General features: G+C 64.9%; 17 protein-coding genes. 8 read left to right on the top strand and 9 right to left on the bottom strand.

The window, feature by feature from the left end; translation table 11 throughout:
- Window positions 1-11: 11 nt before the first annotated feature.
- From sctJ to FB481_RS15045, 8 genes are all read left to right on the top strand, one after another.
- A complete protein-coding gene (gene sctJ, locus FB481_RS15080) occupies window positions 12-797 on the top strand; it encodes a type III secretion system inner membrane ring lipoprotein SctJ (protein WP_372239571.1) in 786 nt (261 codons plus the stop codon).
- 528 nt (window positions 798-1,325) lie between these two features.
- The gene (gene sctL, locus FB481_RS15075) at window positions 1,326-1,946 is read left to right on the top strand and encodes a type III secretion system stator protein SctL (protein WP_143103609.1); all 621 of its coding nucleotides are present in this window, start codon (window positions 1,326-1,328) and stop codon (window positions 1,944-1,946) included.
- On the top strand, window positions 1,943-2,167 hold the full coding sequence (locus FB481_RS15070; protein WP_093505422.1) for a type III secretion protein: 225 nt from the start codon (window positions 1,943-1,945) through the stop codon (window positions 2,165-2,167). The genes sctL and FB481_RS15070 overlap by 4 nt, the downstream gene beginning before the upstream one ends.
- Entirely contained in the window at window positions 2,154-2,567 is a 414-nt protein-coding gene (locus tag FB481_RS15065) for a type III secretion protein (protein WP_147176928.1), read from the top strand. The genes FB481_RS15070 and FB481_RS15065 overlap by 14 nt, the downstream gene beginning before the upstream one ends.
- A gap of 12 nt (window positions 2,568-2,579) precedes the next feature.
- On the top strand, window positions 2,580-4,679 hold the full coding sequence (sctC, locus tag FB481_RS15060) for a type III secretion system outer membrane ring subunit SctC (RefSeq protein WP_147176927.1): 2,100 nt from the start codon (window positions 2,580-2,582) through the stop codon (window positions 4,677-4,679).
- Window positions 4,679-4,888 (top strand): HrpT family type III secretion system protein, encoded by a 210-nt coding sequence (hrpT, locus tag FB481_RS15055; protein WP_075931594.1) that lies wholly within the window; start codon window positions 4,679-4,681, stop codon window positions 4,886-4,888. The genes sctC and hrpT overlap by 1 nt, the downstream gene beginning before the upstream one ends.
- A 2-nt stretch (window positions 4,889-4,890) precedes the next feature.
- On the top strand, window positions 4,891-5,238 hold the full coding sequence (locus FB481_RS15050) for a type III secretion protein HrpV (RefSeq protein ID WP_075931595.1): 348 nt from the start codon (window positions 4,891-4,893) through the stop codon (window positions 5,236-5,238).
- Window positions 5,239-5,478: 240 nt separating this feature from the next.
- The gene (locus FB481_RS15045) at window positions 5,479-6,135 is read left to right on the top strand and encodes a hypothetical protein (RefSeq protein WP_093505416.1); all 657 of its coding nucleotides are present in this window, start codon (window positions 5,479-5,481) and stop codon (window positions 6,133-6,135) included.
- Between the two features lie 57 nt (window positions 6,136-6,192).
- Here FB481_RS15045 and sctU read toward each other — a convergent pair whose 3' ends face one another.
- Genes sctU through FB481_RS15000 form a run of 9 tightly spaced genes read right to left on the bottom strand, consistent with a single transcriptional unit; the run spans window position 6,193 to window position 12,500 of the window.
- Window positions 6,193-7,269 carry a type III secretion system export apparatus subunit SctU gene (sctU, locus tag FB481_RS15040; RefSeq protein WP_075931596.1) on the bottom strand — a complete coding sequence of 359 codons (1,077 nt, stop codon included), beginning with the start codon at window positions 7,267-7,269 and terminating at the stop codon, window positions 6,193-6,195.
- Complete coding sequence (gene sctT / locus FB481_RS15035) at window positions 7,266-8,066, bottom strand: type III secretion system export apparatus subunit SctT (RefSeq protein ID WP_093505414.1); 801 nt, start codon at window positions 8,064-8,066, stop codon at window positions 7,266-7,268. Before sctT ends, sctU begins: the two co-directional genes overlap by 4 nt.
- Window positions 8,067-8,333 (bottom strand): type III secretion system export apparatus subunit SctS, encoded by a 267-nt coding sequence (gene sctS, locus FB481_RS15030; protein ID WP_075931598.1) that lies wholly within the window; start codon window positions 8,331-8,333, stop codon window positions 8,067-8,069. It lies immediately after the preceding gene.
- Window positions 8,334-8,340: 7 nt separating this feature from the next.
- The gene (gene sctR, locus FB481_RS15025) at window positions 8,341-8,994 is read right to left on the bottom strand and encodes a type III secretion system export apparatus subunit SctR (RefSeq protein WP_093505412.1); all 654 of its coding nucleotides are present in this window, start codon (window positions 8,992-8,994) and stop codon (window positions 8,341-8,343) included.
- A complete protein-coding gene (locus FB481_RS15020; protein ID WP_075931685.1) occupies window positions 8,991-9,455 on the bottom strand; it encodes a FliM/FliN family flagellar motor switch protein in 465 nt (154 codons plus the stop codon). The genes sctR and FB481_RS15020 overlap by 4 nt, the downstream gene beginning before the upstream one ends.
- The gene (locus tag FB481_RS15015) at window positions 9,442-10,158 is read right to left on the bottom strand and encodes a type III secretion system protein (RefSeq protein WP_147176926.1); all 717 of its coding nucleotides are present in this window, start codon (window positions 10,156-10,158) and stop codon (window positions 9,442-9,444) included. Before FB481_RS15015 ends, FB481_RS15020 begins: the two co-directional genes overlap by 14 nt.
- Window positions 10,155-10,712, bottom strand: coding sequence for a type III secretion system HrpP C-terminal domain-containing protein (locus FB481_RS15010; RefSeq protein WP_256662755.1), 558 nt, complete (start codon window positions 10,710-10,712; stop codon window positions 10,155-10,157). Before FB481_RS15010 ends, FB481_RS15015 begins: the two co-directional genes overlap by 4 nt.
- Entirely contained in the window at window positions 10,702-11,148 is a 447-nt protein-coding gene (locus tag FB481_RS15005) for a type III secretion protein (protein ID WP_075931602.1), read from the bottom strand. The genes FB481_RS15010 and FB481_RS15005 overlap by 11 nt, the downstream gene beginning before the upstream one ends.
- Window positions 11,149-11,150: 2 nt before the next feature.
- Window positions 11,151-12,500, bottom strand: coding sequence for a FliI/YscN family ATPase (locus FB481_RS15000; protein WP_093505572.1), 1,350 nt, complete (start codon window positions 12,498-12,500; stop codon window positions 11,151-11,153).
- Window positions 12,501-12,504: the final 4 nt, after the last annotated feature.

Genomic DNA, 12,504 nt, shown 5'->3' with positions numbered 1-12,504 from the left:
AAAGATGTCTAGTGGTAGGGCTCTGTGTACTGCTGCTTGCAGGTTGCAGCGAGCAGACCGACCTGTTCAGCGGGCTGTCCGAACAGGATGCCAATGACGTGATCGCCTCCCTGGGCGATTACCGGATCGACACCGGCAAGCGCACGGAAAAAAGTGGCATCGTCGTCTCCGTGGATCGCGCCGATACCAACCGCGCCATTCGTATCCTGGAGTCCGCCGGCCTGCCGCGCCGTGCCCGTACCAGCATCGGTGAAATCTTCAAGAAAGAGGGCGTCATCTCTACGCCGCTGGAGGAACGGGCGCGTTACATCTATGCCCTGTCCCAGGAACTCGAGTCAACGCTGTCGCAGATCGATGGCGTCATTGTCGCCCGTGTACACGTGGTGTTGCCGGAGCGGGTCGCGCCCGGTGAGCCCGTACAGCCGGCGTCGGCCGCGGTATTCATCAAGCACTCGGAACGGCTGGAGCCGGATGCCGTGCGTCAGCGCATCCAGATGATGGTGTCCAGCAGCATTCCCGGCATGGCCGACACGGTCAGTGCCGACTCCGGAAAGTTTTCCATCGTTTTCGTTCCGGCAGCGGCCTTCGACGACGCCGAGCCCCTTGTCAGGTTCGGGCCCTTCCTGCTCGAGGAGCACCAACTGGGCTTTTGGCAGCGGGTTCTATGGGGCGCGCCAGCGTTTCTCATTCTGCTGTTGCTGGTCATCGTTCTGGCCGCGCGTGCCGACTGGCGGCAGGCATTGCTTTCGCGCCTTGCGCCGCGGCGCTCCACCACCACCTTGCCGAGCCGTACCTGATGGACGGGCTGGCAGCCGGCTGGATTCGCTGGTGGTATGCGGCCGGCGACCCCGCTTCCCCGGGATGGCCCGTCGGTGCCAATGCCGAGCACATGGCCCTGGCCCTTCGCTCACCCATCAGCCGCCATGCGTGCATCGCAGAAAGCCGCGCGGTGCGACTGGCGCAACCCCCGGAGCCTCACCAGGGGCTGTTACGCTGGATCGGTTTGTCCGAAGCCGAACAGGTTTTCACGCTGCATCTTGTAGAAGGCGTATGCGCCTTGTCGCGTTCTTGTGACGCACTGCCGAGTGTCGACGAGCGTTGGTGCCGCAGCCTGGCGAAAGCGTTACGCCCTGGGCTCTGGCTACCCGCTGGGCCGGTCGACGCGCGTCTTCTGCTGGGCGCCTGGGTCGGGCCGCAGCGCTGGGCGAGGGTACGGCTGCAGTGGCCGTCGGCGGCGTTCGACGGGCTTCCGCCCGGGCTGCCTGGCCATCGCCTGGATACGCTCTGGTCAGCGGTGCTCTGGCGCGTGGCGCGGGGAGGTGAGCATGCTGGTCAAGCGTAGGTTGGCGGTGCCCGAGCAGGTGCTGCACGAGCCGCTGCTGCGCCGTGAGACCCTCGACGAGGTGCGGCGCGCCGAGCAGTTGCTCGAGCAGGCCAGGCAACAGGCGGATGAACTACTTCAGGCTGCAGAACAGCAGTGTCAGCAGTACCTGCAGGATGCCCAGGCGGCTTTCTGGGAGCAGGCGAATCTCCAGCTGCAGGCCTTCGCCGACGAGCACGCGGCACTTCAGCACGAGGTGCTGGGCAGTCTCGACCGCCTGCTGAGCCAGGCCCTGAGTCGCCTGCTCGATGAGACGGATCTGCCCCAGCGTATCCACGCCGTGCTGCGCAATCTGGGCGCCAGTCCGGCTGCCCAGGCCGCGGCTACGCTCAGTTGTCATCCGCAGCAGGCGCAAGCGGTACGGGCCTGGCTGGACGCTTCGCCATTCGCCAGCCTGTGGACCGTGCACGAGAGCTCCCAGCTCGGGTTGCAGGCGCTACGCCTGAGCCACGCCCAGGGGGCGCTGGAACTCGATTGGGACGGCTTGCGCAGCGCGCTCGCCGGCCAGGCGCCGCCGCTGCAGCACTCGCAGGTATTTCCCCATCAACAAGGAGAACAGGCATGACCAGTATCAATGCGTTGCGCAACAGTCTGGACCGGGCACACCAGAACGCCAAGAGCGGTCTGGAGGATGCCCTGGGGCAGGTGGTCGATACCGGCAGCCTCGAAGACTTCGAGGCCTATACCGATGCCGCCCGCCGAGCCCAGTTGACCGGCACGGTAGTGGGCGAGGAACTGCGTGCGCAGCATGGCCTGACCAAGGCCATCATCGATGGCATTCAGTGAATTCACCCAGGCGTTCGCGGCATGGTGCGACGAAGGATATCCGGCCAGCCTCGAGTGCTGGGTCGATGACGCTCCGTTCCAGGTAAGCCCGCATGGCGCAGGCTTGCGCTGCAGCCTGGAGATCTGTCAGGGCTGGGACCTTGCGCGCATTGCCGTCTTGCTGGGCGAGGCGGGCGCTGGCCTAGCCTGTGGCTGCCGGGGCGCCCTGGCTTTCGACCCCCAGGCGCATGCCCTGGTTCTGGTGGAGTGGTTCCCACTGCCCGTCCAGGCCTCGCAGATCCTGACGTCCCTGGAAAACCTGGCCAACCAGCGGGCCGCAATGCTCAGCCTGGCCAGTGCTCGCCCGTTCGATTTTACCGATTCCACCCCGTTCAACCCGAAGGGCATTGACGCCCGCTGACAGGAGTAACCGATGCTCAAGGCCCTGAGATGGCTACCGTGGTTGTATTTCGTTGTCGCGATGCCTGCACTCGCGCTCCCGCCGGAAAGCTGGAAGCGTACGGCCTACGCCTATGACGCTCAGCAGGCGGAATTGATGACCGCGCTGGGCGACTTCGCCCGCGAGTTCGGCCTGGCGCTCGATATGCCACCCATGGACGGCGTGGTCGACGGGCGCATTCGCGCCGACAATCCCCAGGGGTTTCTCGATCGGCTGGGGCGCGAGTACCACTTCCAGTGGTTCGTCTTCAACGACACCCTGTACATCAGCCCGACCCAGGAGCAGACCTCCGCGCGAATCGAGGTTTCTGCGGAGGCGGTGGACGATCTTGAAGCGGCGCTCGGCAGCATCGGCCTGCTCGATCCCCGCTTCGGTTGGGGGCTGCTGGCGGATGAGGGGGCGGTGCTGGTACGCGGCCCAGCCAAGTACGTGCAATTGATCCGTGACTACAGCGAAAAGGTCGAAGAGCCGGAGGAGGCGGAGAAGCAGGATGTCATCGTCTTTCCCCTGAAGTACGCCAACGCGGCCGACCGCACCATCAGCTACCGCGACCAGCAACTGCAGGTCGCCGGGGTGGCCCGCATCCTCCAGGAGTTGCTGGAGTCACGCTCTCGAACCAGCGGTCAGAGCGGCGCGCAAGGCGCCTCGAGCATCAGTGGACTCGCCGGAGGCGCCGGGGGCTCCAACTCGATATCCCTGGCCTACGACGCCCTGGCCAATATGGACGGTCCCGTCCTCGGCACCGGCATAGAGCGCGGCCTGGGGATGACGCCTGCGTCGGGATCGAACAGCCGAAGCGCCAGCTCGCGCACCAGTGGCAAGATCCGCGTCAGCGCCGATGTACGCAACAACGCGGTGCTGATCTACGACCTGCCGGCGCGCAAGGCCATGTACCAGGGGCTGATTGCCCAGCTGGACGTGCCGCGCAATGTGATCGAGATCGATGCGGTGATTCTCGACATCGATCGCAACGAGCTGGCTGAACTGTCCAGCCGCTGGTCGCTCACGGCCGGCAGTGTGACGGGCGGTGCCAACCTCCTCCAGCCAGGCGCGCCCTCGACGCTGTTTATCCAGGATGCCGGGCGATTCTCCGCCGACCTCCGAGCGCTTGAAGGCAATGGCGCCGCCTCGATCGTCGGCAACCCGTCGATCCTGACGCTGGAAAACCAGCCGGCCGTCATCGATTTCAGCCGCACCGAGTACCTCACCGCACTGGCCGAGCGTGTCGCCAATATCGCACCCATCACCGCTGGCACCAGCCTGCAGGTAATTCCACGTTCGTTGAATCACAACGGTCGCTCCCAGGTTCAGTTGATTGTCGATATCGAAGATGGACAGATCGTCGAATCGCAGATCAAGGACGAACAGCCGTCCGTGCGTCGTGGCAACGTCAGCACCCAGGCGGTGATCGCCGAACACGGCTCCCTGGTGATCGGCGGTTTTCATGGCGTGGAGGCCAATGACCGGCTCAACAAGATTCCGCTGCTGGGCGATATTCCCGTCATCGGCAAGCTGCTGTTCCAGTCGCGCAGCCGTGAATACACCCAGCGCGAGCGGCTGTTCATCCTCACCCCGCGGTTGATCGGTGACCAGGTCAATCCAGCGCGCTACGTGCAACACGCCAATCCCCATGACCTCGATCGCCAGCTCAAGGAAGTTCAGGCGCGTCGCGGTGTCACCGACCGGCCGACGCGCAACGATGTTCGCGAGGCATTCGAAAACCTGGTCGCCGGCACGCTGCCGCAGGGCTTCAGTGCTGCCAGGGCCTCGTTCCAGCACAACACCCTGTGCCGGTTCGACCCGGGGCTGACGGTCAATGCCGAGCACTCCCAGTGGTTCGCCCGCAAGGACTGGGGCGTGGCAGTGGTGGCTGTGCGCAATGATTCGGCTATGCCCATGCGTATCGACGAGAGCCAGTGTGGCGGTCGCTGGGTCTTGGGCGTGAGCGCCTGGCCGCAAGCCTGGCTGCAGCCCGGCGAGCAGAGCGAGGTTTTCATCGCCATGCGCCAGGCCAAGGCCCTGGACCCTTCCCTCGAACTTCGCCCCTCGCTGCTAGGCGATAAGGAGCCATGATGATGTTTCGCGTATTGGCCGTTGTGTCGATAGTCGGTGTGCTGGCCGGTTGTGCCAGCCCCAAAGGTTGTTCAGGTCAGGCGTGCAAGCGTCCTGACTCCACCCCTAGGAGCCTGGTGATCTGGTGGCCTGACGACATGCGCCAGGGGCTCAATGAGCAGGATCGCCAGCGCGACCTGGACTACACCGTCACGCCGCTGGAGAACTGAGCATGATGCAGACCTCGGAAAAGCGCACCTTCCTCGAACACGCCGCTGCCGAGCGCGGCGCGGTTTGGCCGCTTGCTTCCGGGGTGGCATTCATCAGTCGCCGCGATCACCGATGCTGGGGCATTGCGTTGCACGTGGAGGTGGAGGCCCTGGGCCCCGATCAACTGCGTGCCACCCTGGCGCGGCGTTTTTGCGAGGCGGATCGCTACGATCAGTTCTTCCTGTTTCTCAATCTGCAGCGAGAGTTGGTGGTCTGGCATGCGGCGCCCATACAGGACACCGACATCGTCTCCCTCGACCATATCTGCCAGGAGCAACTCGCCCTTGTAGGGCTGGAGCACCTGCCATGATGGCCCTCGCGTCGCTCACTCACCGAGGCTTAATTGACTATGCGCATCCCCCCTCAGTGCCTCACGATCCCCGTGTCACCACCCACCGCTCAAGTCAGTGATCTGCAGGCCAGCGCACACATCGGCATCGATCATGGCCAGGCCTCTCGGTCATCAGGCGCCAGTCGACCGAGCCATGAGCGAGTGGTCGTCCACAGGCCACACGTACCGAGTCACGGCAACTCGTCTCAAGCCAGAACGATGCTCAACAGCGTGTTAATAGGGCTCGGGCGAGGTGCTGAAAACGCCGAAACCAGCGGATCTGATTTACGGCAGGAGGCCAGGGCGAATCTGGATAAAATCGCCAACGACCGCCTACAGATCGTCGAGTCACGCGAGATACCAAAATGGAACAAGTTCCTTATTCAAAAGAATCGGCTTGAGCTCGACCAAGCCAGGAAGTTTGCAGATTTTTACCATCCGTTGTTTTCGCGGATAACGGCGTTCGAGTCATCCATGGATCTTTTGGCGCAGCTGGCTCGCGAAAATCAAACGCTTCAGTTGCTTTCCTACCACGCCGATGTCAAGCGAGACCCCTTCGATATGGTGACGACGCCACAGGGAGACTGTGAGACGTTTTCGACCGTCTTTGAAATGCTGGCGCAAGCGGCGGGCAGTCACGATCTTGCACGCCATGAGTTCTCAACGCCCATGAGTTTCTCCGTTGCCGATGTTCCAGGCGCTTCCGTTCGGCAGGCGACCGATACGGTCGATTTCATGCGGCATACCATTCTTTCCTGTCGGGATAACGAAGGCCGCCTCGCTCATTTCGATCCCGTGTTTGGGCGGCAGGTGAATCCTGATTTTTACGGCAAGGACGTTGATCGATACCTGATGCGCAATCCTCGCGCCGCCTGACCCGAGACTTTGTCCGGTGCCCGAACAGCACGCCGGGGGCTGCTGTTCAGGGCGTACTCATAGGTGATCGGTACGAATCACCTGGTCGTCGACCTCGTCGAGCTGCTTCACCAACTGGTAGATCTGCGCCACCATTTCCAGGGTGGCCCTGGGGATGTAGCGGCCGGTCCGGGTCTTGTACAGGGTGCGTGCCAGCCACACGCTCTGCACCACCGGCACCTTGGCGACCTTGGCCTGGGCGATCAGTGCCAGGGCGTCGTCGTCTTCGCCCTTGCAGTGGATCATCGGCAGGGGCGTTTTGCCGGGCCGGTAGAACAGCGCGACGGCGTAGTGGGTCGGGTTGACCACCAATACGTCGGCTTCCTGCACCGGGCGCGGCGCGGCTTCGGGTTCCTGATTGAGAATCTCGAAGGCGAACTGGCGCCGCTGGCCCTTGACGTGGGGGTCGCCCTCGGACTGTTTGTATTCCTTCTTGATATCGTCGTGGCTCATGCGCAGTCGCTTGGCATGGAAGAATTTCTGCAGGCCGAAGTCGATGGCCGCCAGCACCAGCAGCAACCCCAGGGTGATGCGCAGGATGTGGCGGAACACCTGCAGCAGCGACTGCCAGTAGGTGTCGAGATCGGAGTTGGCCAGCAGGATCAGCGTTCCCAGTTCCGGCTCCAGCAACAGGTAGAGGGTGTAGCCAATGACGATGGCCTTGAGCACGCTCATCAACAGGTTGGAGAGGTTCTGCCCGGAGAACATCTGCTTGAGCTGGGCGAAGGGGTTGAGCTTGTTGAAGTCGACTTTGAGCGCCTTGGGCGCGAACAGGAAACCGAATTGCCCCCAGCCGGCCGCCAGGCGCATCAGCATCGCCAGGCCGACGCTCAAGGCGAGAAAGGGCAGCATCACCGCGATGGCTTCGGTGACCAGTTGCTCGACGATCCGCTCGAAGGGTTGCTGGGTTGCATTGACCGACAACTCCATCAGTTGCTTGAGACTGTCCATGCTGCTGTTCGCCAGGCCCAGCGTCACCTCGCTGACCAGAAGCAGGATCAGCAGCTTGCTGACGTCCTGGCTCTGCGCGATCTGCCCCTTCTCACGGGCATCGCGCAACTGTTTGGGCGTGGCTTTTTCGGTCTTCTCACTCACGGCTCCGGTACCCCTACGATGTGCTGGAGCAGATCGCTGATCACCCTCAGGTGCTGCAGCTCACCGCTGCCCAGCTCCAGCAGCGTCGGCAGATAGATCAGCAGGAAGGCGATGCCGGCGATGCTTTTGGCGGGCATGGCGAGGATGAACACATTGAGCTGTTGTGCGTACAGGCTGATGATCGCCATCACCGCTTCGATCAGCAGCAGTACCGCGATGAAGGGCGCGGCGTACAGCAGCATGTGGTGCAGCGTACGGCTCAGTTGTTCGAGCAGGATGATCAGGCCATCCTGGGTAAGAGTCGGCAGCCAGGCCGTGGGTGGCCAGATCAGGTAGCTGTCCCAGATCACCTGCAGGATCAGCGGTAGCCCGCCAATCACCATCAGCAGCATGATCATCGCCTCCTGAAACAGCATGCCCATGGGGGTCACGTCCGGCCCTAGTGCGGGGTTGATCTGCCCGCCGCTCAGGGCGCCGCGCTGGCTGTCGAGCAGGGCGCCCACCGAGGCGAACATCCAGAACGGCATGTACAGCAGCACGCCCAGCAGTGCGCCCAGAGCCACCTCTTTGAACAGCAGGCCAATTATCCAGCCCAGGTTCGAGTCCTGGCCGTCCAGCGCCGCGCTGATCGACGGTGCCGGGATCAGGGCCACGGCAATGACCACCGCGTAGCGCAGGGGGCCCTTCAGGTATTTGAAGCAGAACGCGGGTACCAGAAACATGCAGGGCACCAGGCGCGCCGCGGCCAGGCCGATGCCTTGCAGCAGCTCGAAGGCGCTTTGCGTGTCCCAGGGCATCTAACGGGGGCCGCCTGTTCGGGCGATCAGGTCGAAGGCCATGTTGATGAACTGGATCAGTTCCAGGCCGACCCAGCGGCCGGTCATGGCCAGGGTGAGGCCGACGGCGGCCAGCTTGAGGCCGAACGGCAGGGTCTGATCCTGCATCTGCATCAGGGCCTGCAGCAGCGAGGTGACCACCCCTACCAGTACCGCCACGGCCAGCGGCGGGGCGGTGAGGATGACGACCAGGAACATGCCTTGCTTGAACAGTGCCAACGCTTCCATGGTGACCTCACAGGTAGGAAAGGAACAGGCTGTCGATCAGCTTCGTCCAGCCATCCACCAGCACGAACAGCAGCAGCTTGAGTGGCAGCGAGATGGTCATCGGCGACACCATCTGCATGCCCAGTGCCAGCAGCAGGTTGGAAACGATCAGGTCGATCACGATGAAGGGGATGTAGATCAGGAAGCCGATCTTGAAGGCGGCCTGCAGTTCGGACAGCACGAACGCCGGGATGGCCAACAGCAGGTCGCTCTTGCTGGCGCTTTCGGCCATCTCCTTGGGCCACATGCGGTGGGTGTTTTCCAGCAGGTGGGTGAGCACGTCCGGGTCGGTGTTATGGGTCATGAACTGTTGCAGCGGGTCGATGATGCCGCCAGCGCTTTCCTGCAGGTTCTGGGTGGTGGACATGTCCAGGGGGTTCTGTTCCAGGCGCTTCTGGATCTCATGGGCCACCGGGGCCATGACGAACATGGTGGCGGCGAGGGCGATACCATAGATGGCCATGTTCGGCGGCACCTGCTGCACGCCGATGGCGTTGCGGGTGATCATCAGGGTCATGGCGATCTTCAGGAACGCGGTGCAGACGATCAGCAGGAAGGGCACCAGCGACAGTGCGCCCAGGAACAGCGCCAGGAGGACCGGGTTCATCCCGTCCAGAATCATGTCAGCGACGCCATGCGAGTGATCTGCAGGCCCAGGCGGCCGCCCACGTCGACCAATTCGCCTTCGGCGACCACCTGCTCGCCGCTGCATAGCCAGGCCTGCCCTGGCGTGACGCCCTGCACCTCGAGCACCGCGCCATGGTCGAGCCGTTGCAATTGCTCCAGGCTCAGGCTCAGTGAGCCACAGCGCAGCGTCAGGGCCAGGGGCAGATGCGCGAGAGGCGAGAGAGGCTGCCGGTCAGCCAGATCCTCGGGGGGCGTGTCCGTCGACGGCTGCGCCGCTGCCCAGGCCTGCTGCTCGTCATCGGCCCCGTCGACTGCCACCTCGCCCGTATCGTCGGGCGTGATAGGCGTTTGCTGGGCGTCGGGTTGCACCGCCGGGTCTGGCCGCTCATCGAGGTAGGCGGTCTCGCTGGCTTCATTGGCGTAGGGTGTTTCCAGGGTCGGGTCAGTGGTCGTCATGCTCATGGCCGTCGATTTCCAGGTTCAATAGGAGGCGTGTTCCGCATGCCGTTGTCTGCGCGCGCCAGCGCTGCCCGGCAAGCGCCAGCACACCCTGGCCGTCGCAGTCGAAGTGCGGGTCGCTTGGCACCACCACGTCCCCCGGGCGCAGTGAGGCGAGTTGTTCCAGGGTCAGCTCGCAACGGCCCAGGATCAGCGGCTCGTGCACCTGCAGGGCGGCCGGAAAGGGGCGGTGAAGCGGGTGCCAGAACGGCGCCTGCAACAGCTGGAGCAGGGTGCCCGCGGCGGCCGTCAATTGGCCGTGGGCGACTTCCTCGCCCAGCGTCACGCACAGGGCGCAGCGCATCTGCAGGTCCCCCGACGGGGCGCTTTCACGCATCGATAACGGAGCCAGGCAGGTGCTTATCAGCGGACTAAGCTGCTGACTGATCACCTGCCAGTACCAGGCCTGGGGGGCGCCCGCGACGCTGACCGGCAGCTCACCCAGCAGGCTGAGCAGGGCGCCGGCATCGCTCAGGTGCAAGGCCCCCAGGGCGCTGTCGAACCAGGTGCCGGGGGCGGCCTGCGTCTCGGCTGGCAGCGGCGTCACGCGCAGCTCGCCGCTTAGCCCTCGGGCCTGAAAGGTCGCGCTCAGCCCAACGCCCAGGGCCCGGCTGGCCTGGGCCTGCAGCGGCGTCAACTGGCGAAGACTCAGCGCGCTCATGCCAGCGCCTCATCGACCAGGGCCAGGCGAACCGGGCTGCCCATGGCCTCGGCCAGCGCTGCCTCGCAGGCGCCGCGCTGGCCACGCAGGCGCTCGAAGGTTTCCCGGCGCGCGCAACCCAGCTCCACCTCCCATTGATCGTCGCGTTTGCCGGCGCGTACCTGAATCCGGCCCAGGTTGGGCATCAGCAGGGTAGCCGTGAACGCGCCTGGGGGCGCGATGGGCAACCGTTGCGCCAATTCGTCGACCAGCTGGCTCGCGGCAGCATCGGGCTTGCCGGCCGCGGCGGTCTGGCCGCCTCCCAGGCCCGAGCCTTCGTCCGATACCGCTTGCGCCGGCTGGATCAGTTGGGCGAACACCAGCCCGTCGGCCATCAACGCCGAGGGCGACAGGTCTACGCCCTGAGTGAGCATGCGCAGGTCGATGTCGCCACGCCGTAGCGTACCGCCTTGCGGGAGCCCGGCGGCGGCAGGTTGCGTTTGGGCCGGGGTGGGGGCTGCCGGCGGGCTGGGCGGCTGCGGCCGTCGAGGCGCCGCGGCGGTTTCAGCTTTCATCGTTCAGGGCCTCGGTAAGGCAGGCGAGTTTTTCCACGGCGCGCTGCGCCTGTCTGGCCTGGTCGCTGGCCTGCTGCAACTGGGCCTGATGGGTTTCGAGAAGGGCCTGCTGCTGGTGGACCTCGTGGCGCAGCGTGGCCAGGTGATCGAGCATGCGGCGCTCGCGATCATGCCAGCGGCCGACCTCCTCGAACCCCATGCACTGCTGCAGGTGCTGGCTGGCCAATTGCGCGCGGCGGGTGTGCTGCTCCTCGGTCTGTCGCGTGAGCCGCGCCTCGACGTGCTGCAGCTGTTCGTGACTGTTTTCCAGGGTTTGCTGCGCCTCGCGCTGCTGGCGCTCGGCCCGTGCCTGGCGGTGCTGGCGCAAGGGTTTGAGCAGGGCGATGGCCTGCTCCAGCGAGGCGCGTTGCGGATCGATTTCCAGATCGTTTTCCATGCTCACTCCGGTAAGGCATCGGTCAACTGGTTCAACGCCGCCAGCGTGTCTTCCAGGGGCCATGGGCCGCGCAGATCCTGCTGCAGGAACTGGTCGATGGCGCCGTTGAGCTGCACGGCACAATCGGTGACCGGATCGGCCCCGGCCTGGTATTCGCCCAGGCGCAACAGCATCTCGACCTGGCGGTAGGCGGCCATGAGTCGGCGCAGCCGGTTGTTGGCGCGCTGATGCTCGCGGCTGGCCACGTTGCTCAACACCCGGCTGATGCTGGCCGGCACGTCGATCGCCGGGTAGTGGCCACGCTCGGCCAGCTTGCGCGACAACACGATGTGGCCATCGAGCAGCGAGCGCACCTCGTCGGCCACCGGGTCGTTCATCGAGTCCTGTTCGATAAGTACGGTGTACAGGGCCGTGATCGAACCGACTTCACTCATTCCCGCCCGCTCCACCAGTTGCGGCAGCAGGGTGTACACCGAGGGCGGCAGTCCACCACGGCCCAGGGGTTCGCCGGCGGCGATGCCGATTTCGCGCTGGGCGCGGGCGAATCGGGTCAGGGAATCGATCAACAGCAATACCTTCATACCGCGAGCTCGGAACGCCTCGGCAATGGCCGTGGCCGTGAAGGCTGCGCGTGCCCGTTCCATGCTGGACCTGTCGGAGGTGGCGCAGACCAGCACCGAGCGCTTGCGCAGCGTCTCGTCCAGTTCGTGGTCGAGGAACTCGCGCAGTTCCCTGCCGCGTTCGCCAATCAGCCCGAACACGATCACGTCGCACCCCATGTTGCGCGCCAGCTCGGCCATCAGGGTGGTCTTGCCGCAGCCCGCGCCCGCGAACAGGCCCACGCGCTGACCTTCGCCAAGCAGCAGGGCACTGTCGATGGCGCGGATACCGGTGGTCAGCGGCCGGCTGATTCGCGGGCGCTGGGTGGGCGGCAGGGCATCGCTGATGACCGGTAGCGTCTGGCGGGTGTCGCTGGGGCCGGCGAAGGCGCCCAGGGCGTCGCCCAGCAAGGGCCGGCCGAAACCATCGAGCACGCAGCCCAGCAGGGTTTCGTCGACGCCGATGCGGTGGGCGATCCCCAGCGGCCGGATGGCGGCTCCGACCTGAATGCCCTCCGGGGTGCCCAGGGCGCTGAGCAAGGTGCAGTCCGGCGTGAAACCGACGATCTCGGCGAGAATGTGGCTGCCATCCGCCTTGATCACCTCGCACAGATCTCCCACCTTGGCCGCAGGTACCTGGCACTCGAGCAGGATGCCGCTGACCGCCGTGACCTTGCCACTCACGCGCACGGCGCTGAAATCGTTCAGACGCGCCGCCTGGCGCTGCTCCCACTGTTGCAGGGCCGGCAGCAGGGCA

Origin of the sequence: Pseudomonas sp. AG1028 (assembly GCF_007993955.1) — a bacterium.
GTDB lineage: Bacteria > Pseudomonadota > Gammaproteobacteria > Pseudomonadales > Pseudomonadaceae > Aquipseudomonas > Aquipseudomonas straminea.
The sequence above is the reverse complement of the archived record's forward strand: the minus strand, read 5'-3'. Positions and strand labels throughout refer to the sequence as shown.

Excerpts from the sequence above, each read along its gene's own strand:
- FB481_RS15065 (WP_147176928.1), top strand. The coding sequence starts at position 2,154 with ATGGCATTCAGTGAATTCACCCAGGCGTTCGCGGCATGGTGCGACGAA.
- sctT (WP_093505414.1), bottom strand. The coding sequence starts at position 8,066 with ATGCCCTGGGACACGCAAAGCGCCTTCGAGCTGCTGCAAGGCATCGGC.
- FB481_RS15020 (WP_075931685.1), bottom strand. The coding sequence starts at position 9,455 with ATGACGACCACTGACCCGACCCTGGAAACACCCTACGCCAATGAAGCC.
- FB481_RS15070 (WP_093505422.1), top strand. The coding sequence starts at position 1,943 with ATGACCAGTATCAATGCGTTGCGCAACAGTCTGGACCGGGCACACCAG.
- FB481_RS15045 (WP_093505416.1), top strand. The coding sequence starts at position 5,479 with ATGCTCAACAGCGTGTTAATAGGGCTCGGGCGAGGTGCTGAAAACGCC.
- sctR (WP_093505412.1), bottom strand. The coding sequence starts at position 8,994 with ATGATTCTGGACGGGATGAACCCGGTCCTCCTGGCGCTGTTCCTGGGC.
- sctC (WP_147176927.1), top strand. The coding sequence starts at position 2,580 with ATGCTCAAGGCCCTGAGATGGCTACCGTGGTTGTATTTCGTTGTCGCG.
- hrpT (WP_075931594.1), top strand. The coding sequence starts at position 4,679 with ATGATGTTTCGCGTATTGGCCGTTGTGTCGATAGTCGGTGTGCTGGCC.
- FB481_RS15010 (WP_256662755.1), bottom strand. The coding sequence starts at position 10,712 with ATGAAAGCTGAAACCGCCGCGGCGCCTCGACGGCCGCAGCCGCCCAGC.
- FB481_RS15015 (WP_147176926.1), bottom strand. The coding sequence starts at position 10,158 with ATGAGCGCGCTGAGTCTTCGCCAGTTGACGCCGCTGCAGGCCCAGGCC.
- sctS (WP_075931598.1), bottom strand. The coding sequence starts at position 8,333 with ATGGAAGCGTTGGCACTGTTCAAGCAAGGCATGTTCCTGGTCGTCATC.
- sctL (WP_143103609.1), top strand. The coding sequence starts at position 1,326 with ATGCTGGTCAAGCGTAGGTTGGCGGTGCCCGAGCAGGTGCTGCACGAG.
- FB481_RS15005 (WP_075931602.1), bottom strand. The coding sequence starts at position 11,148 with ATGGAAAACGATCTGGAAATCGATCCGCAACGCGCCTCGCTGGAGCAG.
- FB481_RS15050 (WP_075931595.1), top strand. The coding sequence starts at position 4,891 with ATGATGCAGACCTCGGAAAAGCGCACCTTCCTCGAACACGCCGCTGCC.